General features: G+C 65.0%; 25 protein-coding genes. 15 read left to right on the top strand and 10 right to left on the bottom strand.

All coding sequences use genetic code 11. From position 1 onward, the window contains the following. Positions 1-18: 18 nt before the first annotated feature. The 4 genes from V7D81_RS10790 to V7D81_RS10805 all read left to right on the top strand — a co-directional run bounded on the left by V7D81_RS10790 (position 19) and on the right by V7D81_RS10805 (position 3102). On the top strand, positions 19-522 hold the full coding sequence (locus tag V7D81_RS10790) for a TlpA family protein disulfide reductase (RefSeq protein WP_324316492.1): 504 nt from the start codon (positions 19-21) through the stop codon (positions 520-522). 80 nt (positions 523-602) lie between these two features. Then, positions 603-812: a DUF4266 domain-containing protein gene (locus V7D81_RS10795; protein WP_349257646.1), complete on the top strand. Its 210-nt coding sequence runs from the start codon at positions 603-605 to the stop codon at positions 810-812. Further along, a complete protein-coding gene (locus tag V7D81_RS10800) occupies positions 812-2011 on the top strand; it encodes a DUF3570 domain-containing protein (protein WP_324316496.1) in 1200 nt (399 codons plus the stop codon). The genes V7D81_RS10795 and V7D81_RS10800 overlap by 1 nt, the downstream gene beginning before the upstream one ends. 167 nt (positions 2012-2178) lie before the next feature. Then, the gene (locus tag V7D81_RS10805; RefSeq protein ID WP_324316498.1) at positions 2179-3102 is read left to right on the top strand and encodes a DUF3187 family protein; all 924 of its coding nucleotides are present in this window, start codon (positions 2179-2181) and stop codon (positions 3100-3102) included. Between the two features lie 90 nt (positions 3103-3192). Here the strand turns inward: V7D81_RS10805 and V7D81_RS10810 are convergent, their stop codons facing one another. The 3 genes from V7D81_RS10810 to ftrA form a co-directional block, all read right to left on the bottom strand. Further along, positions 3193-4674 carry a hypothetical protein gene (locus V7D81_RS10810; protein ID WP_324316500.1) on the bottom strand — a complete coding sequence of 494 codons (1482 nt, stop codon included), beginning with the start codon at positions 4672-4674 and terminating at the stop codon, positions 3193-3195. A gap of 184 nt (positions 4675-4858) precedes the next feature. Continuing rightward, positions 4859-5962, bottom strand: a complete 1104-nt coding sequence (gene aguA / locus V7D81_RS10815) for an agmatine deiminase (RefSeq protein ID WP_324316502.1) — start codon at positions 5960-5962, stop codon at positions 4859-4861. A gap of 76 nt (positions 5963-6038) precedes the next feature. After that, positions 6039-7007 carry a transcriptional regulator FtrA gene (gene ftrA, locus V7D81_RS10820; RefSeq protein WP_324316504.1) on the bottom strand — a complete coding sequence of 323 codons (969 nt, stop codon included), beginning with the start codon at positions 7005-7007 and terminating at the stop codon, positions 6039-6041. A 244-nt stretch (positions 7008-7251) separates the two neighbouring features. Between ftrA and V7D81_RS10825 the strand changes: the two genes are divergently transcribed. Then, positions 7252-7650, top strand: coding sequence for a rhodanese-like domain-containing protein (locus V7D81_RS10825; protein ID WP_324316506.1), 399 nt, complete (start codon positions 7252-7254; stop codon positions 7648-7650). 117 nt (positions 7651-7767) lie between these two features. Here V7D81_RS10825 and V7D81_RS10830 read toward each other — a convergent pair whose 3' ends face one another. After that, positions 7768-8190 carry an Lrp/AsnC family transcriptional regulator gene (locus V7D81_RS10830; RefSeq protein WP_324316508.1) on the bottom strand — a complete coding sequence of 141 codons (423 nt, stop codon included), beginning with the start codon at positions 8188-8190 and terminating at the stop codon, positions 7768-7770. 158 nt (positions 8191-8348) lie between these two features. Here V7D81_RS10830 and V7D81_RS10835 point away from each other — a divergent pair, with 158 nt between their 5' ends. The 3 genes from V7D81_RS10835 to V7D81_RS10845 all read left to right on the top strand — a co-directional run bounded on the left by V7D81_RS10835 (position 8349) and on the right by V7D81_RS10845 (position 11381). Further along, a complete protein-coding gene (locus tag V7D81_RS10835; RefSeq protein WP_324316510.1) occupies positions 8349-9419 on the top strand; it encodes an ornithine cyclodeaminase in 1071 nt (356 codons plus the stop codon). Continuing rightward, the gene (gene rocF / locus V7D81_RS10840) at positions 9416-10396 is read left to right on the top strand and encodes an arginase (RefSeq protein ID WP_324316512.1); all 981 of its coding nucleotides are present in this window, start codon (positions 9416-9418) and stop codon (positions 10394-10396) included. Before V7D81_RS10835 ends, rocF begins: the two co-directional genes overlap by 4 nt. Before the next feature lie 421 nt (positions 10397-10817). Next, the gene (locus V7D81_RS10845; protein WP_324316514.1) at positions 10818-11381 is read left to right on the top strand and encodes a hypothetical protein; all 564 of its coding nucleotides are present in this window, start codon (positions 10818-10820) and stop codon (positions 11379-11381) included. Here the strand turns inward: V7D81_RS10845 and V7D81_RS10850 are convergent. Continuing rightward, on the bottom strand, positions 11375-11953 hold the full coding sequence (locus V7D81_RS10850) for an NADPH-dependent FMN reductase (protein ID WP_324316516.1): 579 nt from the start codon (positions 11951-11953) through the stop codon (positions 11375-11377). The genes V7D81_RS10845 and V7D81_RS10850 overlap by 7 nt on opposite strands. 99 nt (positions 11954-12052) lie before the next feature. On the opposite strand from V7D81_RS10850, the gene V7D81_RS10855 reads away from it, so the two are divergent. Beyond that, positions 12053-13939: an MFS transporter gene (locus V7D81_RS10855; RefSeq protein ID WP_324316518.1), complete on the top strand. Its 1887-nt coding sequence runs from the start codon at positions 12053-12055 to the stop codon at positions 13937-13939. A gap of 82 nt (positions 13940-14021) precedes the next feature. Here V7D81_RS10855 and V7D81_RS10860 read toward each other — a convergent pair whose 3' ends face one another. Together V7D81_RS10860 and ald are read right to left on the bottom strand one after the other, a co-directional pair. Beyond that, positions 14022-14633 carry a rhomboid family intramembrane serine protease gene (locus tag V7D81_RS10860; RefSeq protein WP_324316520.1) on the bottom strand — a complete coding sequence of 204 codons (612 nt, stop codon included), beginning with the start codon at positions 14631-14633 and terminating at the stop codon, positions 14022-14024. A gap of 218 nt (positions 14634-14851) precedes the next feature. After that, positions 14852-15976 (bottom strand): alanine dehydrogenase, encoded by a 1125-nt coding sequence (ald, locus tag V7D81_RS10865; protein WP_324316522.1) that lies wholly within the window; start codon positions 15974-15976, stop codon positions 14852-14854. Between the two features lie 135 nt (positions 15977-16111). Between ald and V7D81_RS10870 the strand changes: the two genes are divergently transcribed. Next, positions 16112-16573 (top strand): Lrp/AsnC family transcriptional regulator, encoded by a 462-nt coding sequence (locus tag V7D81_RS10870; RefSeq protein ID WP_324316524.1) that lies wholly within the window; start codon positions 16112-16114, stop codon positions 16571-16573. Between the two features lie 43 nt (positions 16574-16616). Here V7D81_RS10870 and V7D81_RS10875 read toward each other — a convergent pair whose 3' ends face one another. From V7D81_RS10875 to modB, 3 genes are all read right to left on the bottom strand, one after another. Beyond that, complete coding sequence (locus V7D81_RS10875) at positions 16617-17054, bottom strand: GxxExxY protein (RefSeq protein WP_324316526.1); 438 nt, start codon at positions 17052-17054, stop codon at positions 16617-16619. A 71-nt stretch (positions 17055-17125) separates the two neighbouring features. Further along, positions 17126-18223 carry a molybdenum ABC transporter ATP-binding protein gene (modC, locus tag V7D81_RS10880; RefSeq protein ID WP_324316528.1) on the bottom strand — a complete coding sequence of 366 codons (1098 nt, stop codon included), beginning with the start codon at positions 18221-18223 and terminating at the stop codon, positions 17126-17128. Position 18224: 1 nt separating this feature from the next. After that, positions 18225-18908, bottom strand: coding sequence for a molybdate ABC transporter permease subunit (modB, locus tag V7D81_RS10885; RefSeq protein ID WP_324316530.1), 684 nt, complete (start codon positions 18906-18908; stop codon positions 18225-18227). A gap of 227 nt (positions 18909-19135) precedes the next feature. Here modB and V7D81_RS10890 point away from each other — a divergent pair, with 227 nt between their 5' ends. The 5 genes from V7D81_RS10890 (at position 19136) to moaA (ending at position 23024) form a co-directional block, all read left to right on the top strand. Beyond that, positions 19136-19510, top strand: coding sequence for a hypothetical protein (locus V7D81_RS10890; protein ID WP_324316532.1), 375 nt, complete (start codon positions 19136-19138; stop codon positions 19508-19510). 238 nt (positions 19511-19748) lie between these two features. Continuing rightward, positions 19749-20096: a hypothetical protein gene (locus tag V7D81_RS10895; RefSeq protein ID WP_324316534.1), complete on the top strand. Its 348-nt coding sequence runs from the start codon at positions 19749-19751 to the stop codon at positions 20094-20096. A gap of 166 nt (positions 20097-20262) precedes the next feature. Further along, on the top strand, positions 20263-20613 hold the full coding sequence (locus V7D81_RS10900; protein ID WP_324316536.1) for a hypothetical protein: 351 nt from the start codon (positions 20263-20265) through the stop codon (positions 20611-20613). 154 nt (positions 20614-20767) lie between these two features. After that, complete coding sequence (locus V7D81_RS10905; protein ID WP_324316538.1) at positions 20768-21970, top strand: molybdopterin molybdotransferase MoeA; 1203 nt, start codon at positions 20768-20770, stop codon at positions 21968-21970. Between the two features lie 7 nt (positions 21971-21977). Further along, on the top strand, positions 21978-23024 hold the full coding sequence (gene moaA / locus V7D81_RS10910; RefSeq protein WP_324316540.1) for a GTP 3',8-cyclase MoaA: 1047 nt from the start codon (positions 21978-21980) through the stop codon (positions 23022-23024). The last annotated feature ends 102 nt before the right edge of the window (positions 23025-23126 follow it).

Here is a 23126-nt window from a genome sequence, read left to right on the forward strand (position 1 = left end):
TGACGAGGTCTTGAATCCATGCGTTCTTCCAAGTTGACTACCTGCCTGCGCGCAACCGCGCTGGCCGCGACGCTGGCCGTGTCCTCTCTCGTCGGCGCGAGCTCGGCGCTGGCACCAGCGTTCACATTGCCGTCGCGAAGCGGCGACATCGTGTCGCTCGACAAGCTCAAGGGCCAGGTCGTGATGCTGAATTTCTGGGCGAGCTGGTGCGGTCCGTGCCGGCAGGAAATGCCGCTGCTCGACCAGATGCACAAGCGTTACAGTGCGCTCGGCTTCACCATGCTCGGCGTGAACGTCGAAGCGAATACGGCCGATGCGGAAAAGTGGCTGGCGCAGACGCCGGTGACGTTCCCGGTGCTGTTCGACAAGGAAAACAAGGTCAGCAAGCTCTACGACGTGAATGCGATGCCGAGCACCGTGTTCATCGATCGCAAGGGCAACGTGCGGTATCTGCATCGCGGCTACAAGCCGGGCGATGAGAGCGAATATCTCAACCAGATTCGCGCGCTGTTGAAGGAGTGAGAGAGATGGGCGACAGGCTACGGGCGACAGGCTACGGCCAGAACAAGATTCGGTCCGGCTTTCTGGCTGTCGCCCGTCGCCTGTGGCCTGTCGGTCTCGCAATCGCCCTCTCCGCCTGCGGCAACATCGAACCCTGGGTCAAACCCTACGAACGCCAGAACCTCGCCGACCCGATCATGTCGTTCGATCTGAATCCGGTTTCGACTTCCTACATGGATCACGTCTACGAAGCGCGCGAAGGCGCGCGCGGCGCCCTCGGCGGCGCCGGCGGCGGCTGCGGATGCAACTGATGCGCAGGCCTCACGCTTTTATTCTGTTGCTGCTCGCCGCGCTGGCCTTGCCGGCGTTCGCAGGCGTTCTTCCCGAAGACCGCGCCGACCTGCTCTATCACCGCTATGAAGGCGGCGGCGTCACCATTCACGGCCCGTCGCTGCTGGTGCGCAAGACCATGGCCGAGAAGTATTCGGTCAACGCCAACTACTACATGGACATGGTGACCAGCGCCTCGATCGACGTCGAAGTCAGCGGCGCGAGCGAATACAAGGAAGAGCGCAACCAGTACAGCTTCGGCTTCGACTACCTGCGCGGCAAGACGACGTACAGCCTCAGCTACACGAACAGCGACGAGAACGACTACCAGGCCAGCACGACCAGCTTCAACATCAGCCAGGACCTGTTCGGCGACCTGACCACGATCAGCATGGGATTCTCGAAGGGCGACGACACCGTCGGCCGCACCATCAGCGATCCCGACAACCCGGATCGCCGCATCGTCGATCCGAATTTCAAGGAGGACGTCGATCGCTGGAGCTATCGCGTCGGCGTGTCGCAGATCCTCACGCGCAACATGATCCTGGCGCTGGGACTGGAAGTGATCACGGACGAAGGCTACCTCAACAATCCGTATCGCTCGTTCCGCTACTACGATCCGGAAGACGACCTGCACTTCCGTCTCGCGACCGAAATCTATCCGCACACGCGCACCAGCAACGCGGCCTCGCTCAACGCGCGCTACTTCCTGCCGTGGCGGGCGGCCGCGTTCGGCGGCTATCGCTACTTCACGGATACCTGGGGCATCGACGCCAACACGTTCGAAGTCGGCTACATGCATCCGCTCAAGGGCACGCCCTGGACCTTCGAAGCCAGCATCCGCTACTACAGCCAGGGCAACGCGGATTTCTACGCCGACATTTTCGATCGCGTCGATCAGCAGAACTTCATGGGCCGCGACAAGGAACTGTCGACCTTCGCGAGCCAGACCTTCCATCTCAGCGCCTCGTACGAGTTCCTGAGCAGCAGCTGGAAGTTCATCAAGAAGGGCACGCTGAACCTGTCGTACGACCGCATGCAGTTCGACTACGACGATTATCGGGACGCGCGCTATTCGATGCTGCCGACCGACGATCCGAACTTCCGCGCTGCCGGCGCCGAACCGTTCTACTCGTTCGGCGCGAACGTCATTCAGGCGTTCATTTCGGTGTGGTTCTGAGAGCGCGCCGGAGCACCCCCACCCTGCCCTCTCCCCTCGCTGGGGGATTCCGGCACAGCCTCCTCCCCGCAAGCGGAGGAGGGGAAGAAACGAACCGCCTCTTTCCGATCCCCTCCTCCGCTTGCGGGGGAGGGTTAGGGTGGGGGCTGCTTGGCATGGCGCTGCTCATGACGAGTCCGCCAGCCTCCGCCGATCCCTTCCCCACCCGCGACCAGAACCCGCTGCTCGCCGGCTTCGGCATTCCTCATCCGCTGCCATCGCGTCTCGAGTCCGCAGACACTTGGACGATGGCAGCCGATTTCAACTGGGGCAGTTCCGCGCTGCTCCAGCAAGCCGACGACGAAGATCTGCTCGTCGACGCCGAAACGCGCGAACTGCGCCTGACACTCGGCCGCGCCTTGAGCGATCGCTGGACCGTGCAGCTGCAACTGCCGTATCGCTACACCGGCGCCGGCAGTCTCGACAGTTTCATCGACAGCTGGCACGACTTCTTCGGACTTCCGGAAGGCGAGCGGCCGAACCTGCCGCGCGATCAGTTCCGGATCGCGTATGAACGCGATGGCGTGGCATTGCTGGATTTCGGTTCATCGGTCGCCGGCCTCGGCGATCTTTCGGCGAACATCGGCTACCAGTGGCTCGCCACTGCAGACACCCATGTCGCTGCCTGGGCCAGCCTCAAGCTGCCGACCGGCGATGCGGACGATCTCACCGGCAGCGGCGCGATGGATGCCACGCTCGCGCTCGCCGCGGAACGACGCTTCGGCGAGCGCTGGTCCGCGTTCGGTCAGCTCGCAGCGACATATCTCGGCGAAGGCGACCTGCTGCCGCAACTGCAGCGCAGTGTCGTATGGAGCGGGCTCGCCGGCATCGACGTGAACGTGTGGCGCGGCCTGGCGCTCAAGCTGCAGTTCGATGCGCACACCGCGGCCTTCGATGACACGGGACTCGACTACCTCGGCGATGCGCTCATCCTGACGGTGGGCGGCGCCTGGAAATTCGCGAGCGGCTGGCAGATCGACTTCGGCGTGAGCGAGGACATCGCGGTGGAGACGTCGCCGGATGTGGTGTTCGTGCTGGGACTGCGACGGTAGGCGACCGGGAAATCTTCCTGTAGGTCAGGCTTCAGCCTGACTCCGAAGAAGTCAGGCTGAAGCCTGACCTACAGAAGAGGTCGACCTCGGCTACTCCAGCTTCCGCTCGATCGCCTCGCACACCGTCCTCAACACCTTCAGCCGCGCATATTTCTTGTCGTCCGCCTCGACGATCGTCCACGGCCCATCGTCGGTGCCGGTGCGCTGGATCATCTCGCGCGCGGCCTGCTGGTAGTCGTCGTAGAAACGGCGGTTCTTCCAGTCTTCCGGATCGACCTTGTAGCGCTTCAGGGGATCGCGGTCGCGTTCGTGGAAGCGCTTCAGCTGTTCTTCCTTGCCGACCTGCAGCCAGAACTTGTGGACGACGAGTCCGTGTTCGGCGAGCTGCCGCTCGAATTCGTTGATCTCGTCGTAGGCGCGCTGCCAGTCGGGCACTGACGCAAAACCGCGCACGCGCTCCACGAGCACGCGCCCATACCACGAGCGGTCGAAGATCGCGATCTCGCCGCGCTGGGGTATGTGACGCCAGAAACGCCACAGATAGGGATACGACGACTCTTCCGGCGTCGGTGCCGACACCGGCACGACGTTGTACTGCCGCGCATCGAGCGCACTGGTGAGACGGCGGATCGCGCCGCCCTTGCCCGCTGCATCCACGCCCTCGAACGCCAGCACCGCGCCGTGCTTGCGGAAGCGGCCGCGACGCGTCAGCAGCGCGAACCGGCCGCGCAACCGCTCGAGTTCCTCGTCGTAGTGGTCGTCATCCAGCCGCTCGCCCGGATGGCTGCTCGAGAAGTCGATCCGGCCATGTCGATGCATGCTGTGCTTCGCCACCTTCGTCGACGGCGTACGCGCAGCGAAGCCGTTCTCGAGCGTATCCAGCAACAGCCGGCCCGCGGCAAACACACGGCTCTGCGGATCGGTGCCGTCGACCAGGTGCCATTCGGCGCCCGGCCGGCTGGTGGCCGCGATGGTTCCCCGCGCGACTTTCGCGACCTTGTCGTGATGACGTGCCAGCCACCGTTCCTCGCGAGTCACGCGCCAGCGCGTGAGTTTGTCGGCGCGCAGTTTGTGGATGCGTTCCTTCTGCACCTTCTCACCGACGGTAAGGTGGATCTTGAGAATCCTCACGCGGTCGCGCAGCAGCATGGATTCGAACTGGCGAATGCGCTCGGCGATCCGCGTGTAGTGGCGTCGCTCCCTGGCGGGTCCGCGCAGCGCAAGCTGGGTCAGATCCTCGTACCAGCCCATGAAGAAGAACGCCATCTCGCCGCGCGCCGGCAGCGCATTCCAGTAGCGCCACATCGCCGGCCAGCCGCGCGCGGTCTGCCGCAGTTTCTCCAGCGCATGCACGCGGATGCGCTTGGGATCGAGCCATTCGAGGAACTCATTGACGATTTCGCTGCGCCCTGCGGTCGGTACGCCCGTCACGATCACCGCGAGCGCGCAGGACTTTTCGTCGGTCAGCCGCTTCTGCGCCGCCAGCAGCGCATCCCGCAGCGGCGGCAGCACCTTCTCGTACTGTTCCTTGCTCATGCGGCGTGCGCCGAAGAGTCGGGCTTTGCGAGGCATGCGAATCTCCCGTGCCAGTGGCTCAATGGCACTGCATTAGGCGCCAGATGATTGAGATGAAGTCGAATCGAGCGTCCCTTCCTCCGCGCAGCGGGGGAAGGACAGGATGGGGGCCTCAAGTCAGGCAGCGCCGCTTGCGTTGATGCCCCCACCCTAACCCTCCCCCGCTGCGCGGAGGAGGGAATCAGCGTTTCTTGCCGCGCGGCACCTGCTGAGTAATGCAGTGAATGTTGCCGCCGCCCAGCAGGATTTCCCGCGATTGCACGCCGATCAGCCGGCGCTCCGGGAACAGCTTCTGCAGCTGCCGCGCGGCCTGCTTGTCACGCTTCGGATCGAGCAGCGGCATGACGATCACGGAATTGCCGATATAGAAGTTCACGTAGGAGGCCGCGAGCCGTTCGTGCACGCGTCGCGGAGCGCCGCCGTCGACCACGTCGATGCCTGCGGATTCTTCGCGGCTGCGGAACAGCGGACCCGGCTGGTGGATCTTGTGGATCTTCAGCTTGCGCCCCTGCGCATCGCGCGCCCCGCTCAGCCGCTCGAACGCGTCCATCGAGACGCGATACTGCGGATCGCGCTTGTTGTCGGTCCAGGTCAGCGCCACTTCGCCCGGCCGCACGAAGCAGCACAGGTTGTCGACGTGACCGTCGGTTTCATCGTCGACGACGCCCTTGCTCAGCCAGATGACGCTGGTCACGCCGAGATATTCGTGCAGCAGGATCTCGATCTGGCCCTTGTCGAGATGCGGATTGCGATTGGGATTGAGCAGGCACTCTTCCGTCGTCAGCAGCGTGCCTTCGCCGTCGACGTGGATCGCCCCGCCTTCCAGGATCAGCGGCGCGCGGTAGCGATCGCGACCTTCGATCTCCACCACCTTGCGCGCTACCAGATCATCCTGATCCCACGGGAAATACAGACCGCCGTTCAGTCCGCCCCAGGCGTTGAAAGTCCAGTCCACGCCACGGACGTCGCCGCGCTTGTTGACGACGAACGTGGGGCCGACGTCGCGCATCCAGGCGTCGTCGGTGGACATCTCGACGACGCGGATCGCATCGGGAAGCATCGAGCGCGCCTGGATGAACTGCGCACGCGATACGCCGACGGTGACTGGCTCGCTCACCGCAATCGCCGTGGCCACGGCGGCGAAGGCCTGCTGCGCGGGCTTTGCGCCCAGGCGCCAGTTGGACGGCCGTTCCGGCCAGAGCATCCAGCAGCCGGAATGCGGTTCGAATTCGGCCGGCATGCGAAAGCCGTCGGCGGCGGGAGTCGTGTCGAGCGTAGTGGTCATGCGCGCGATGGTAGACGGCTTGTCGTGACGCTGGCCAGCGTGCGTGCCCTGAGTGGGAAGTGCGGCTCTTCTCTCTCTACCGTTGCATAAACCGCTGCCGGTACGCCGCCGGCGACGCACCCACCTGCAGACGGAAATGCCGACGGAACGATTCCGCCGAACCGAAGCCGGCGCGGTCCGCGACTTCGCCGATCGGCACGCGGCCCGACTCCAGCATGTCGCGCGCCAGGGCCACCCGTTCGCGCAGCAGCCATTCGCCCGGCGCCAGGCCGGTGATGTTCCTGAAATGACGCAGCAGCGTCCGCGGACTCATGCTGGCCCGCTTCGACAGCGATGCCACCGAGTGCGGCGCATCCAGGTGCTGGCGCACCCAGTCGAGCAATCGCGCGAGCCGGCCTTCGTCTTCGCGCGCCACCGGCCGCGGCACGTACTGCGCCTGGTCGCCGTCGCGATGCGGTGGAATCACCAGGCGCTGCGCGACCAGGTTGGCAACCTTCGGTCCGTGATCGCGGCGAACCAGGTGCACGAGCATGTCGAGTCCCGCGGCTGAGCCGGCCGACGTCACGACCTGACCTTCATCGACGTACAACGCATTGGGTTCGACGCGCAGCGTCGGGTAACGCTGCTGCAATCGCTGTGCGTAGCGCCAGTGTGTCGTCACCGTCCGGCCGTCGAGGATGCCGGCCGCGGCGAGCACGAAGACACCGGAGCAGATGGAACAGATGCGCGCGCCGCGATCGTGGGCGGCACGAATGCGCTTCACGAGATCCGGCGGCGGCGGTTCGTCCGCGTCGCGCCAGCCGGGCACGATGATGGTGTGCGCCTGTTCGAGGATCCTGAGCGAATACGGCGCAGCGACGGTGATCCCGCCAGCCGCACGCAAGGTGCGTCGTTCCGCGGAACACACGGCGAACCGGTACCACGGCACGCCGAGTTCCGGCCGCTGCAGCGCGAACATCTCGACGACGCAGCCGAACTCGAAGGTACAGAGCTGGTCGTAGGCGACCGCGACCACGAGGGGCGACTTTTCCGCTTTGCGCTTCATGGCGCGATGTTACCGGAGGATGGCGATTGCGCCAGGAGCGGACGACGGGCCGCCGCGCTTACGATGCGCACACCGTTCGATATTGCGTCCCTTCCTCCGCGAAGCGGGGACAGGGGGTTTCTGTAGGTCAGGCTTCAGCCTGACTTCTGAAAAGAGGCCGGCTAAAGCCGGCCCCACAGTAAGAGCCCCCACCCTGACCCTCCCCCGCTGCGCGGAGGAGGGGATCGGAAACACAGGAGTTGCCATGCTTTCTTCCGTCACCCAGATCCCTGCCGCCGACAGCGCCAGCGCCCTCGCCCATTTCCAATCGGCACTGCGCTTCGAAACCGACTGCTGGGACGTGCACGACGCCATGAACTCCGGCAGGCAGGACTTCGTGCTGTTCGACGTACGCAGCCACGAACTCTACGAACGCGGCCACGTACCCGGCGCACTCAGCATGCCGCATCGGAAGATCATCGAATCGACACTGGCGTCGTATCCGCAGGACACGACCTTCGTCGTCTACTGCGCCGGCCCGCACTGCAACGGCGCCCACCGCGGCGCCATCCGCCTCGCAAAGCTCGGCCGCCCGGTGAAGCTCATGATCGGCGGCATCACCGGCTGGCTCGATGAGGGGTTCGAGCTGGAGAAGCCGGAGTAGGAAGGAAGAATGGCCGCAAAAAGGCGCAAAGATCTCAAGGTCAGAAAAGAGATTTCTCCTCGGATACTTTTTTTCGACCCTCTGCGCCTTTTTTGCGGCCATTCTCCTTTCCGAATCTCAAAGCTTCTGCGTCGACAACAACAAACTCGTCTCCGTATTCGCGATCCCGTCGAGCAGGCCGATCTGGCGCAGGACGCGGTCGAATTCTTCGAGGTTGTCGGTGCGCAGTTCGGCGACGAGGTCCCAGCGGCCGTTGGTCGTGTGCAGGGCGACGACGTTGGGATGGCCGCGCAGGGCGCGCAACACCTGTTCGGTGCGGTTGCCGTCGACGGCGACGGTCATGAAGGCGCGGATGTGGTGCGACTCGATCTGCGGTCGCAGGCGCACGGTGTAGCCGACGATCGTGCCGTCGGCTTCGAGTTTGCTCAGGCGGTTCTGAACCGTGCCGCGCGCTACCTTGAGCTTCTTCGCCAGGGTGGCGACGGGTGTGCGCGCGTTCTCGCGCAGCAGGCTGATCAACTGGCGGTCGACGTTGTCCACGGCTGTTCCCCCTCGGACCGGCTTGGGCAGAATGCCATGAATGCCTGACGTTTCGCCCAATACATCGAGCTTCCTGACCAGTTCTCTGGCTTCTAACTGGCCCTGCCTGACGAAAAACTAGGCCCGGCGGCGCATACGAGAGTTCCGGGAGACAGGCAGTGGTCGATTACATCGGCATCGAACGCGTTCACGAACTGGTCCGCCGGACCGGCGTGGCGCGCTTCATCGAAGAGCTGGCGACGGAGATCGAATCGGATTACCGGCGCTGGCCGGCGTTCGACAAATCGCCGCGTCATGCGACGCACTCGGACATCGGCGTGATCGAACTGATGCCGGCGAGCGATGGCCGGCTGTATTCATTCAAGTATGTAAACGGCCATCCGAAGAACACCGCACGCGGCCTGCTTACGGTGACGGCTTTCGGCGTGATGGCAGATGTCGCGACGGGCTATCCGCTGCTGCTGGCCGAACTCACCTACACGACCGCGTTGCGCACCGCCGCCATGTCGGCGCTCGCTGCGCGCTGGATGGCCCGTCGCAACAACCGGGCCATGGCACTCATCGGCAATGGCGCGCAGAGCGAGTTCCAGGCCATCGCCTTCCATCACATGCTCGGCATCCGCGAACTGCGTCTGTACGACACGGATCCACGCGCCACCGACAAGCTGGTCCGCAACCTGTCGGCGTTGTCGCTCGATGGACTGCGCATCGTGATCTGCCAGAACACTGCCGACGCCGTGCGCAGCGCGGACATCGTCACCACCGTCACGGCCGACAAGCGCAATGCCACGATCCTGACGCCGGACATGATCGAACCCGGCATGCACATCAATGGCGTGGGCGGCGATTGCCCGGGCAAGACCGAACTGCATGCCGACATCCTGCGACGGCCGGATGCACGCATCGTCGTCGAGTATGAGCCGCAGTCGCGCATCGAAGGCGAGATCCAGCAGATGGAGCCGACGTTCCCCGTCATCGAGTTCGCCGACGTGGTCGCGGGTAATGCGAGCGGTCGCGACAGCGAACGCGAAGTGACGATCTTCGACTCGGTGGGCTTCGCCATCGAAGACTTCTCGGCGCTGCGCTACCTGCAGCGCCTGCATCACGCGCAGCGCGGCACGCAGCCGCAGCTCGATCTGGTGCCGGATCTGGCCGATCCCAAGGATCTGTTCTGCACGCTGCGCGAGGCGCCGGCAAAGACCCGCCGTGCCGAGGAGGCCGTCGCGTGAACGCGCGACGCGAAGTCACGCTGATCGGCGCACCGACCGACGTCGGCGCCGGTCATCGCGGCGCATCGATGGGACCGGAAGCGCTGCGCGTCGCCGGCCTGCTCCAGGCGCTCACGAGCCGCGGTCTCAAGGTGATCGATCGCGGCAATCTCGCGGGGCCCGGCAATCCCTGGCTGCCGCCGGTCGAGGGCTATCGTCATCTGCGCGAAGTCGTCGCATGGAATCAGCTCGTGCACGACGCCGTGCATGCCGAACTGGCCGGCGGGCGCCTGCCCATCCTGCTCGGCGGCGATCACTGTCTCGGCATCGGCACCCTCAGCGCCGCGGCGCGTCACTGTCGCGACACCGGCCGCACGCTGCGCGTGCTGTGGCTCGATGCGCACTCGGATTTCAACACCCGCGAACTCTCGCCCAGCGGCAATCTCCACGGCATGCCGGTCGCGTGCCTGTGTGGCTTCTGCCCGCCCGAGCTGATCCGCATCGGCGGCACGGTACCGGCGATGGAGCCGTCGGCGATCCGGCAGATCGGCATCCGCAGCGTCGATGCCGGCGAGAAGCGTTTCCTGCACGAGCAGCGGCTCGAAGTGTTCGACATGCGCTTCATCGACGAAGTCGGCGTGCGCCAGACCATGGAAATGGCGCTGGCCGATCTCGACGACGACACGCACCTGCACGTGAGCTTCGACGTCGACTTCCTCGATCCGGAGATCGCCCCCGGCGTCGGCACGACGGTGCCCGGCGGTCCGTCGTATCGCGAAGCGCAGTTGTGCATGGAAATGATTGCCGACACCGGCCGCATGGCGTCGCTCGACATCATGGAACTCAACCCGGCGCTCGACATACGCAATCGCACGGCAGAGCTGGCGGTCGATCTGGTCGAGTCGCTGTTCGGCAAGAGCACGCTGGTGCGCCAGCATGCGCCGCCGGTGGCGCAACGCTCGATCACGCACCTGTCTGCGAGACGCGGGCGCGGGTGAGCGGTGAAGATCGCAGCATCGGCGTGCGCGTCGTGCGCGACTTAAGCGCAAGTCCGTTTTGTTCTTTCCCTCCTCCGCGCAGCGGGGGAGAGCCAGGGAGGGGGTCTTCTCTGATCGGTGGCTCACTACAGTGGTGGCGTGTTGAATGCAGTTGGAGAAGAGAAGATAGAGAGCGGAAGGTATGGGCCGATCGCTTGAGTCGGTGCCATGGGGCTTCAGCCGGCCTCTCAGAGTCAGGCTAAAGCCTGACCTACAGGCGGAGCTGCATCGCTCTGACTGTGGGGCCGGCTTCAGCCGGCCTTTTCGGAAGTCAGGCTAAAGCCTGACCCACAGGAAGAGCGAGAATCCGCGGCGTTCTTGAGAACCCGCCGCGCCCCCGGCAAACTCGCGGCCGATCTTCCCGCTGGAGTTTCCCGGATTCATGAAACGCAGAAAGGCCGGCAAGGCCCTGGAACGTGTCGCGCGCGCAATCTGCGACTCGGACGAATTCGTCGCTCACGCCGCCGGCATCGCGGCGCTCTATCGTCGCGAACGCGAACTCGAAGGCAGCGAGCAGCGGCGCGAACTGCGCAATGCGCTCAAGGCGCTGCAGCGTCACACCGAAGCGCTCGCCGGATGGCTCGATCAATCACAGCCGGGCCGCACCGTGCGCCCGGAACAGACGGCCCTGAAGCTGATCGGCGAGACCGGCGGCGACAACGCGATCGTGCAGGCCTGGGCCACACGAGTAACGCAAGCGGCGGCGCAGACGGTCGACGATCTGAAATCCGCCCGCCCGGACGCAGGCAAAGCCATACGCACGGCAGCCGAGGCACTGAAGGCCACGTTCGAACATCACAAACTGAAGTGGTCCGCCACGATCACGAAGGGCCAGGCTGCGCCGGGGCTCGCGCTGCTGTGCGCGATCGCCCACGATGCCGGCGATCGCGACCTCACGCCGGTCGAAGCACACAACGCATTGCGCGCGCCCGCAGCGAATCAGTGACGCATGCGGTTGGCGAAGCCGACCACCTGCGCCGCCAGCATCGCGAACTGCACCTGCACCCTTTCGTCGAGACAGTCGCCCTCGTCGTCGAAGAGCCGTTCCGCCGTATTCAGCGTGATGCCGAGCGGTGTCGGCCAGCCGCGCAGGGCGTGAACGATGGTGCGCACCGACGTGAGCGTCGTGCCTGCGCCCTGCCAGCCATGCGCCGTGACGATGCAGCCGACGGCGCGATCGTGCAGGTACGGCCGCACGTCGCCGCGCAGATCTTCCAGCAGATCGATGGCGTTCTTGAGCAATCCGGAAATGCCGGCGTGATAGGCCGGCGTCGCCAGGATCAGACCATCGGCGTGACGCACGGCTTCGACGAACTGGCGCTGCAGTTCGGAGCGCTGCGCATCTTCCGGCGAGTACAGCGGTAGCTGCGCCAGCACGGGACCGGCAAACAGCATCGTCTGCGCCCCCAACCTTTCGGCCGCCTGCAGCGTGGCCGTCAGCGTGCGCTCGGTCGACGAGCCCGGTTTGGTCGTGCCGCCGATGCCGATGATGCGTGGCGGGTGTGCGTTTGCGGGCATGCAGGGCCTTGAATGGTTGAGCAGGCGACGACGACCCGGCAGCAATGGCAAGATCGGCGCGACGGCCAGAATACCAACAATGCCCGCAACAGGATGCGCATGAATCCCGCCCAGCAGCCGAGCCAGTTCCGACTCTTCGCGCAACGCCGCTTCCTGCCGTTCTTCGGGGCGCAGGCATTCGGTACGTTCAACGACAACGTCTACAAGAACGTGTTGCTCATCCTGGCGACGTATCAGGCCGCGACGTACACGACCCTCGAACCGCAACTGCTGACCAATCTCGCCGGCGGCCTGTTCATCCTGCCGTTCGTGCTGTTCTCCGGCATCGCCGGGCAGCTCGCCACGCGTTACGACAAGACGGTGGTACTGAAGGCGGTCAAGGCGTTCGAGATTCTCATCATGGCGACGGCCGCGGTCGGCTTCGCGAAACAGCACATCGGCATCCTGCTCGGCGCGCTGTTCATGATGGGCGCGCACTCGACGTTCTTTGCACCGGCGAAGTACGGCCTGCTGCCCGAGGTGCTGGAAGAGAGCGAACTGGTCGGCGGCAACGCGCTCATCCAGATGGGGACATTCCTCGCGATCCTGCTCGGCACGCTGTTCGCCGGCATCCTCGCGAGTCACGGCGACATCGATGTGATCTCGACCGCGCTGATCGCCATCGCAGTGGCAGGCTTTGCCGCCAGCCTGGCGATTCCGAAACTCAAGCCGGCCGATGCCAGCCTGCGCATCGACTGGCGTCCGTGGACGTCCGCGTGGGACAACATCCAGGCCGCACGCGAATCGCGCACGGTGTTCCTGTCGATCCTCGGCATCTCCTGGTTCTGGTTCTACGGCGCGCTGGTGCTGGCGCAGCTACCGCTGTATTCCAAGGACATCCTCGGCGGCAACGAGGAAGTCGTCACGGTGCTGCTGGTCGTGTTCTCGGCCGGCGTCGGCATCGGCTCGCTGCTGTGCGAGCGCCTGTCCGGTCACAAGGTGGAAATCGGCCTGGTGCCGTTCGGCTCGATCGGCCTCACGCTGTTCGCGGTCGATCTCTACTTTGCCGCGCCTGCAGCGCTCGGCCCGCAGCTGCTGGCGCCAAGCGCCTTCCTCACACAGCCCGGCATATGGCGCGTGCTGCTCGACCTGGGATTGATCGGCGTCTTCGGCGGCTTCTTCATCGTGCCGCTGAACGCGCTGGTCCAGCAGCGCTCGCGACGCGAAGTCATTTCGCGCGTCATCGGCGCCAACAGCATCCTCAACGCCGCGTTCATGGTGGTCGCGGCGCTGTTCGGCGCGGCAGCACTCGAAGCCGGCATGACCATTCCGCAACTGCTGCTGGCCACCGGCCTCCTCAACGCCTTCGTCGCGATCTACATCTACACGCTGGTGCCGGAATTCCTGCTGCGCTTCCTCGCGTGGCTGCTGGTGCACTTCATGTACCGGCTGAAGACGGAAGGCCTGAAGAACATTCCCGAGGAAGGCCCTGCCCTGCTGATCTGCAACCACGTTGGCTTCGTCGACGCCATCGTCATCGCCGCCGCCTCACGCCGCCCCGTACGGTTCATCATGGAGAACGCCATCTTCAGGATTCCGGTGCTGAGCACGATCTTCCGCGGCATGAAGGCCATTCCGGTGGCGCCGCAGAAGGAAGATCCCGAATGCTACGAACGCGCCTTCCAGCTCGTCGCCCAGGAACTGCGCGCCGGCAACCTGGTGTGCATCTTCCCCGAAGGCCGCCTGACCGCCGACGGCGAGATCGGCCCCTTCCGCCCCGGCATGCTGCGCATCCTCGAAGAAACGCCCGTGCCCGTGATCCCGATGTCACTCAGCGGTCTGTGGCATTCCATGTTCTCTCGCCAATACGGCCCCGTCTGGAACCGCTGGCCCCGCCGCTTCTGGGCGCGCATCACCCTGCGCGTGGGCGAGCCGATCGCACCGGAGGAGGCGGAGCTGGAGGTGATGCGTCGGCGGGTGGTCGAGCTGCGCGGGACGAATCCTTAAGAGGAGGAATGGCCGCAAAAGGCGCAAAAAGCACAAAATGGAATCAACTCTTTTTTGCGCCTTTTGCGGCTATTTCTTCCTCTCAACTCCGCCGCCGCGCCTGCGCCCGCCAGTAACGAATCAGGACGAAGCCGGTCGCCATGCCGCCCAGATGAGCGAAGTGTGCAACGCCCTGTGCTGTCTGCGTGATGCCGAGGTAGAGCTCGAGCAGGCCGTAGAGCGTGACGAACAGCCACGCGGGCATCGGAATGGGAATGGGCAGCAGAATCAATTTGCGATTCGGCCACGCCATGCCGAACGCCAGCAGGATGCCGAACACGGCGCCCGATGCACCGACGACGGGAGCCGGCGGCAGGTTGGCGATACGCACCACGATCAGATGCATGAGCGCGGCGCCGATCACGCAGACGAGGTAGTACGTGAGATAGCGCTTCGAGCCGAACAGCCGCTCGACGTCCGAACCGAACATGAAGAGCGCGAACATGTTGAAGAACAGATGCATGAAGCTGCCGTGCATGAAGCCATAGGTCAGCAGCTGCCAGACCTGGAACGGCGGACCGCCCATGCGCTCGATCTGCGGCGGCCATAGTGCGAACTGAACGTTCACCAGGTGGCCGGCCAGATACTGCAGGCCGAACACGATGACGTTGATCAGGATCAGGGTTTTGTTGATGGGCGTGATGCGATCGAGCATCGCGCGAGTATGCGGGTGGCTCGCGGCAATTCAAACCCTGGAGAGGAACGAGAGCCGCTTCTTCTGTAGGTCAGGCTTTAGCCTGACAGTTCTCAGGCCGGCTAAAGCCGGCCCCACAGGCGGAGCACATCCTCCCATCCGACCCTCCCCCAAAAAAAAGCCCGCTAAGAAGCGGGCCAGTCAGGGGGATTCGAACAGCGCGAACGGAATCGATCAATTCATGCAGCGTGCGCCTGCGCACCGTGATAGGGCCGGAACGGCAGGCAGAGATCGCGGGCGACGGCTTCGTGCGTGATCGCGCCGTCGAAGACGTTCAGGCCGTGAGCCAGGTGCGCGTCGAGGGCGAGCGCCTTCGGCGTTCCGTGAGCGGCCAGCGCCTTCACGTACGGCAGGGTTGCGTTGGTCAGCGCGAACGTCGACGTGCGCGGCACGGCGCCGGGCATGTTGGTGACGCAGTAGTGCACGACGCCGTCGACGACGAAGGTCGGTTCGGCGTGCGTGGTCGGGCGACTGGTTTCGAAGCAGCCGCCCTGGTCGATGGAGATGTCGACCATCACGGCGCCGGGCTTCATTTTCTTCACCATTGCATGCGTCACGAGCTTGGGCGCCGCGGCACCCGCGACGAGCACCGCACCGATCACGAGATCGGCCGGCGTGACCAGCGATTCGATGCTTTCCGATGTCGAGGCGACTGTCTTGAGCGAGCCGCCGAACTGCGCATCGAGCGCGCGCAACCGCTTCAGAGATTTGTCGACGATGGTCACGTCGGCCCGCAGGCCCACGGCCATTTCGGCAGCGCACGTGCCTGACACGCCGCCGCCGAGAATCACGACTTTCGCCGGCGCAACTCCCGGCACGCCGCCGAGCAATACGCCGTAGCCGCCGTTCGCCTTCTGCAGCGACACGGCGCCGACCTGCACCGACATGCGCCCCGCGACTTCGCTCATCGGCGTGAGCAGCGGCAGCGAGCCGTCCGGCGAAGTGACGGTTTCGTAGGCGATGGCCGTCGCGCCCGAAGCCATCAATGCTTTCGCCTGTGCCGCGTCGGCGGCGAGATGCAGATACGTAAACAACGTCTGGCCACGACGCAGCATCCGGCACTCCGCCAGCTGCGGTTCCTTGACCTTCACGATCAGATCGGCCGCGGCAAACACCTCTGCTGCCTGCGGGACGATGCGCGCGCCGGCTGTTCGATAGGCCGCGTCGTCGAATCCGATCCCGGCTCCCGCCGCACTTTGAACAAGAACCTCATGCCCCGCTTCGGTGAGTTCGCGCACGCCGGCCGGGACCAGGCCGACGCGGTACTCATGGTTTTTGATTTCCCTCGGGACGCCGATACGCATGCAGACCTCGCGGTGAGTGTTGACACAGCCACAGTAGGCGCCGGGCAAGCGGGGAACTTGCACAATATGGCCTGTATACAGCGGTTTCTGGCAGACTCTGCGAACATTTTCGAAGTTCACGAAGGATTCTTGCGCATGTCACTGGACCGTTTCGACCGCGCAATCCTGCAGGCCCTGCAGATCGATGGCCGCATCGCCAACAGCCAGCTCGCCGAGCGCGTGAATCTTTCCGAATCCGCCTGCCTGCGCCGCGTGCGCGCGCTGGAAGAGTCCGGCCTGATCGAGGGCTACACCGCGCGCATCAACCAGCAACGCGCCGGCTGTCCGGTGAACGTGTTCGTGAACATCACGCTCGATCGCCAGGACGAAGTCGACCTGCGCAAGTTCGAAGAAGCCGTGCGCAAGATTCCCGAGGTGATGGAGTGCTATCTCATGACCGGCGACTACGACTACGTCGTGCGTGTCGTCGTCGCCGACACCGCCGACTTCGAACGCCTGCACAGCAAGTACCTCACGCGACTACCGGGCGTCGCACGCGTGCATTCGAGCTTCGCGCTGCGGACGGTGCAGAAGTCGAAGGAGTTGCCGATAAGATAGGAGTCGGAGAATGGCCGCAAAAAAAGCGCAAGGAACACAAAACTCACAGGGGATCGAGAATTGTTGGGCCGGCATCGACTGCAGATAGCACGTACTTTCGAATCTGGAATTTTCGCGAACCGAAGTTGATGAGCAGGCCATGCTCAACACGGGCTGAACGCAGGTAGCCCAGCAACTGAGCCTGATGCTCTGCACATAGCGAACCGACCGCCTTGATCTCGACGATGAGGAATTCTTCGATGACGATGTCGGCGAAATACTGCCCGACGTTGGTTCCGTCCTTGTCGAACACGGACAGTGGCTGCTGCTGCGTCACTTGCATTCCTGCAACACGCAGGCGGTGAGCCAGCGCATTCTCATAGACTTTCTCCAGATGTCCGTGCCTGAAGTACGTGTGCACAGCGAACGCCGTCTCGCGAACTGCATCACACAGCTTTCTGATGTCATCCATCTTCCATGATCCCCGTGCACTCTTCCGCACAGCGTAGACCCGCGGGACTGAATACCAGTTCTATTTTCTGTGAGTTTTGCGCCTTTTTGCGGCCATTCTCTTCATCCCCCACGCGGCGCCAGAAACGCATGCCCGCGGATCGACACCGCCTTCACCAGCACCCACACCTGCATACCCACTTGCAGCGAGAGGGATTGCAGTGCCGCGCGGGTGACACGCGAGAGGACGATGGAGCCGCCGACGTCGACACTGACGAGGTCGGCGTCGACGTCGTCGGGGACGATCGCGGTAATGCGGCCGGCGAGGATGTTGCGGACGCTCAGGCCTTCGGGGCGGTAGGTTGCGAGGATGACGTCGCGGGCCAGGACCTGCACGCGGACCTGCGTGCCGGGGTGGGCGTCGCGCAAGGTGACGTTGAGAACGCCTTCGCCGACCTGCACGGCAGCCAGTCCGGTGTGCGGATCGGCGGCGACGATGGAACCGCTGACGACGGAGCCGACGGCTTCGGCGCCGACGATGGCGCGCAGTTCCGGATGCAGGCTCATCGCTTCGACGGCGCCCTGCGCGACGATGCGGCCATCGTTCATGAGCACCACGTGCGTTGCCAGGCGCAGCACTTCGTCGAACTGGTGACTGACGAAAATGATGGGGATCGACAGTTCATCGCGCAGTTTTTCCAGATACGGCAGCACCTCTTCGCGGCGCGCGGCATCGAGCGAGGCCAGCGGTTCGTCGAGCAGCAGCAGGCGCGGCTGCGACAGCAATGCGCGACCCAGCGCGACGCGCTGGCGTTCGCCGCCGGACAGCTCGCGCGGTCGACGCTGCAGCAGGTGCGTCAGCCCCAGCAGGTCGACGACGTGATCGAACGTGATCGCGCGCTGCGCGGCCGGCGCGCGGCGTTCGCCATAGCGCAGATTGCCGAGCACGCTGAAGTGGGGAAACAGGCGCGCATCCTGGAAGACATAGCCGATGCGGCGCCGTTCGACCGGCACGCGCGTCCGCGTTTGCGTGTTTTCCAGCGTGACGCCGCCGATCTCGATGACGGCGGATTCCGGCTGCAGCAGGCCCGCGATGATGTTGGCGAGCGTCGTCTTGCCGCAGCCGGAGCGGCCGAACAGCGCGACGGTGCCGGCGGCGGGAACGTCGACGGCGACGTCGAGCGTGAATTCACTGCGATGCAGCCGGGCGGCGATCTTCACGTCATCGCCCCAGCATCCGGCGCAGGCGTCGCGCGATGAGTTCGGCCGCAATGAGCCCGGCGATGCCGAGCGTGAAGGAAATGGTCGCGAGTCGCGCGGCCAGCGCATCGCCGCCCGGTGTCTGCAATGCCGTGTAGAGCGCGAGCGGCAAGGTGCGCGTTTCGCCGGGAATGTTCGACACGAACGTGATCACCGCGCCGAACTCGCCCAGGCCCGCAGCGAATGCGGTGACGGCGCCGGCGAGAATGCCCGGCAGCATCAGCGGCAGGGTGATGCTGCAGAACCGGTCCCAGGCGCCGGCGCCGAGCGTGCGCGCGGCCTCTTCGAGCCCGGCATCGATGCCTTCGAGCGAAATGCGGATGGCCCGCACCATCAGCGGAAACGTCATGACCGCCGTCGCCAGTGCTGCGCCCGTGCTGGTGAAGATCAGCTGCACGCCGAACGTGCGATCCAGCCAGCCGCCGATCGGCCCGCGCGTGCCGAACAGCAGCAGCAGCAGATAGCCGACGACGACGGGCGGCAGCACCAGCGGCAGATGCACGAAGGCATCGAGCAAGATGCGGCCGCCCGCGCGGCGCCGCGCCAGGATCCACGCGACCAGCACGGCCAGCGGCAGACCGAACAGGACGCTGCGCAGCGCAACGGACAGGCTCAGGCGGATGGCGTCGAGTTCGGCAGCTGTCATCGGCAGGCGACTATCGGTGATGTTCCGTCAGCGAATATCCGCGGCTGGAGCTACGGGCGCGCCGCAGTATAGAGGCGTGCGCACTTAACTTTGCGCAATGAACCCGGCGTCGTGCCGGATGAACCCGGTTCCGGCGTAGCCAAGCCGGACCGCGACGCCTTATATTGCGTGCCGATTCACCATTCCGCGGCCGGATCGGGCCGAGATAAAGACACGAGGGGTATGTAATGAAGATCCAGTTTCTGGCCAGCCTCACGCTGGTGGGCTTGCTGAGCACCGGCTTGGCCAACGCGGAATGCCTGTACCCCAAGGCGCCCGCCTCCATCCCCGATGGCGCCACCGCCACCGAGCAGGAAATGATCGACGGCATGAAGGCCGTGAAGGAATACAACAACCAGGTCACCGCGTACCTGAGCTGCCTCGACATGGAAATGCAGGCACGCATCGACGCCGCCGGTGCCGAGGCCCCGGCCGACCAGATCGCACAGATCAAGGCCATCCAGGCCAAGCGTCACAACGCCGCCGTGGAAGAACTGGAAGCCCATGCCTCGCGCTTCAACGAGCAGGTGAAGGTCTACAAGGCACGCAGCAAGAAGAGCTGATCTTCTCCCGCACACGCGGGAACGAGCACACAAAACGCCCGGCCGCTCGATTGCGAGCGCCGGGCGTTTTGCATTTACGGCGTCGGGATCGTGGCGCAGGTCACGAATCGGGGAAGGCGGCCTCGGTTATGTGAAGAACGCGCCGCCGCATCTCTCAAGTCCTGCGCCGCGCGGGCCGATTCAGGGATTCGATCGGCCCCGTTCCGCGGGTAACCCTGTGTCGCACGGAGATGGAGAGATGAAGAACCTGATCGCCGCGATTGTGTTCACCGCCGCCCTCGCCGGCTTCGCCGCCTCGGCGCAGGCCGAATGCGCATTCCCGAAGGCCCCGGCCACCATTCCCGACGGCAAGACGGCCACGGAGCAGGAAATGCTCGCCGCCATGACGGCCTTCAAGACCTACAACGAGGAAGTGCAGGCCTTCGGCAACTGCCTCGAAGAGGAAGTGAATGGCCGGTCCGGCAGCGCCCAGCTGATGCAGCTCAAGACCATGAAGACCAAGAAACTGAACGCCGCCGTCGACGAACTGCAGGCAAAGGCCAAGCAGTTCAACGAACAGGTTCGCATCTTCAAGGCACGCGGCTGATACCGGCCGCACTGCAGTCCGCGCACCCTGCGACTCATGTCGCAGTTGCACAAAGCCGCACCTGCACGCGCATCAAGCCCTCCCCATCGGTGCCGATGACCTGTGCAGGCGCCGCGTGATTCGCGGCCTGACGATTTTCATTGAACCTCTATCGGAGATCTGAGCGATGACGCTGACCAAGACCCATTGCCTTGCGATTCTGGCCTTCGCGAGCCTGTCACTCTCGGCGCATGCCGATTGCGTGTACCCCAAGGCCCCGGCGTCGATCCCCGACGGCAAAACCGCGAGCGAAGCCGAGATGGTCGCCGCCATGACGGCATTCAAGACCTACGACGCCGAGGTGAAGGCGTTCGGCGCCTGTCTGGACGAAGAGACCAAGACGAAGGCGGTGGGCACGGCGCAGCTCATGCAGGTCAAGACCATGCAGTCCAAGAAGCTGAACGCAGCGGTCGAGGAACTGCAGTCCAAGGCGAAGGAGTTCAACGAGCAGGTGCGTGTGTTCAAGGCACGCGGCTGATCTTCGCTTCTTCTTACTGTGGGGCCGGCTTCAGCCGGCCTCGGAATCGCCAGGCTGAAGCCTGACCTGCAAGATCAAGAGCCGGCTAAAGCCGGCCCCACAGGCCCTCGCCGGGCGTTTTCGTTTGCGCGAGTCGATCTGCCACAATCGGCTCATGCTTTCACCCGCCGACGCCGTCGCCGCGATCGCCCGCCATGTCACGCCGCTCGAACCGGAATCGGTGCCGCTCACGCACCTGATCGGCCAGGTGCTGCGCGAGCCGATCGTCGCATCGCGCGATCAGCCGCCGTTCGACCGCGTCACCATGGACGGCATCGCTTTCGCCAGCGCGGCGGGGCGTCGATCGTTCCGCATCGCCGGCACGCAGGCGGCCGGCGCGCCGGGGCAGGCGCTCGCCGACGGCGAGGCCTGTTTCGAAGTGATGACCGGAGCGGTGGCGCCCACCGGCTGCGACTGCGTCGTACCGGTCGAGCGGATTTCCATTGACGATGGCGTGGCCACGCTCGCCGACGACGTCGTCGCGACGCCGGGCATGAACGTTCATTCGCGCGGCCTCGACTGTCGCGCCGGCGAACCCCTGCTGCAGCCGGGCACGCGGCTCGGCCCGCCGGAGGTCGCAGTGATCGCCTCCTCGGGACTGTCGCGCGCGCTGGTGAGCCGCTCGCCGCGCATCGTGGTGATCTCGACCGGCGATGAACTGATCGAGCCGGGCGAACCCGTGCAGGACTGGCAGATCTATCGCTCCAATGCCTACGGCGTGCTCGCCTCGCTGCAACGACGCGGCTACGGCCACGTGGCGCAGGATCATCTGCCGGACGATCTCGACACGCTGCGCCAGCGCCTGCGCCTGCATCTCGACACGCACGACGTGCTGATCCTGAGCGGCGGCGTCTCGATGGGCAAATTCGATTTCGTGCCGCAGGTGCTGACGGAACTCGGCATCGGCGTGGTCTTCCACAAGATCGCACAGCGACCCGGCAAACCCATGTGGTTCGGTGTCGGCACGACACCCTCGACGCAGGGGCGAACCGTATACGCGCTGCCGGGAAACCCTGTCTCCACGCTCGTATGCCTGAGCCGCTACGTGCTGCCGGGGTTGGCAGCAGCCATGGGCGCGTCGCAGAATGCCGCGGAGCGCATCGCCCTGGCGGAAGCCGTCAACGTGAAACCGCCGCTGGCTTTCTTTCTGCCGGTGCAGTGCGTCCCCGAAACCGCCGCCCAGAGGCTGGCCAGGCCGCGTCCGACGAAGGGCTCGGGAGATTTCACTTCCCTGATCGGCACCGACGGATTCGTCGAATTGCCGCCCGGGCCGACGCTCGTGCCGCCGGGCACGGTCGTCCCGTTCTACCGCTGGTAGCCGCAGCATGGCGCAGATCGTCAACATGCCCGTCACTCCCCGCCCTCGCGACACGCTGGGCCGGCCGCTGCACGACCTGCGCATTTCGGTGATGGACCGGTGCAACTTCCGTTGCCCGTACTGCATGCCGAAGGAAACCTTCCACGAGCACTATCGCTTCCTGAAATCCAGCGAGCGTCTGTCGTTCGAAGAGATCGCGCGCCTCACGCGGGTGTTCGTGGAACTGGGCGTCAGGAAAGTGCGCCTCACCGGCGGCGAGCCGCTGCTGCGGCCGAACCTGCCGGAACTCGTCGGCGAACTCACGGCGATCGAAGGCGTCCAGGACGTTGCGCTCACCACCAACGCCGTGCTGCTCGCACAGCATGCAGCGCAGCTGAAGGCCAACGGCCTGCAGCGCATCACCGTGAGCCTCGATTCGCTCGATCCCGACATCTTCAGGCAGATGAGCGGCGGATTCGCCGAACGCGATCGCGTGCTCGAAGGCATCCAGGCGGCGCTCGACGCCGGACTCGCGCCGATCAAGATCAATGCCGTGGTCGAGCGCGGACTCAATGATCACACCGCGCTCGACCTGGTCGAACGCTTCCGCGGCACGCCGGTCATCGTGCGCTTCATCGAATACATGGATGTCGGCAACCGCAATCACTGGAGCCTCGATCGCGTCGTGCCGTCGCGCGAACTGCTCGAACGCATCAGCGCGCGCTGGCCGCTGCATCCCGTCGAAGAAAACTATCGCGGCGAAGTGGCGGAACGCTATGCATTCGACGACGGCGCCGGCGAGATCGGTTTCATCTCCTCGGTCACCCATCCCTTCTGCGGCGCCTGCACCCGCGCCCGCCTGTCTTCGGAAGGCGTGCTCTACACCTGCCTGTTCGCGACGCACGGCACGGATCTGCGCGCCCCCCTGCGCTCCGGCGCCAGCGACGACGAACTGCGCACGCTGATCTTCGATACCTGGCGGCAACGCGGCGACCGCTACAGCGAACAGCGCGCGACGCTGAGCAGCCGGGAGCATGCGTTGCGGAAGATCGAGATGTACTACATCGGCGGCTGACGCCGCCGATGGCTGCTGGCTACAGGCTACAGGCGACTGGCCGGATGCCTCACCACCATCTACCGCGGTATTCTCCGGCTGTAGCCTGTAGCCTGTAGCCTG

The organism is Povalibacter sp., assembly GCF_036735925.1.
Lineage (GTDB): Bacteria > Pseudomonadota > Gammaproteobacteria > Steroidobacterales > Steroidobacteraceae > Steroidobacter.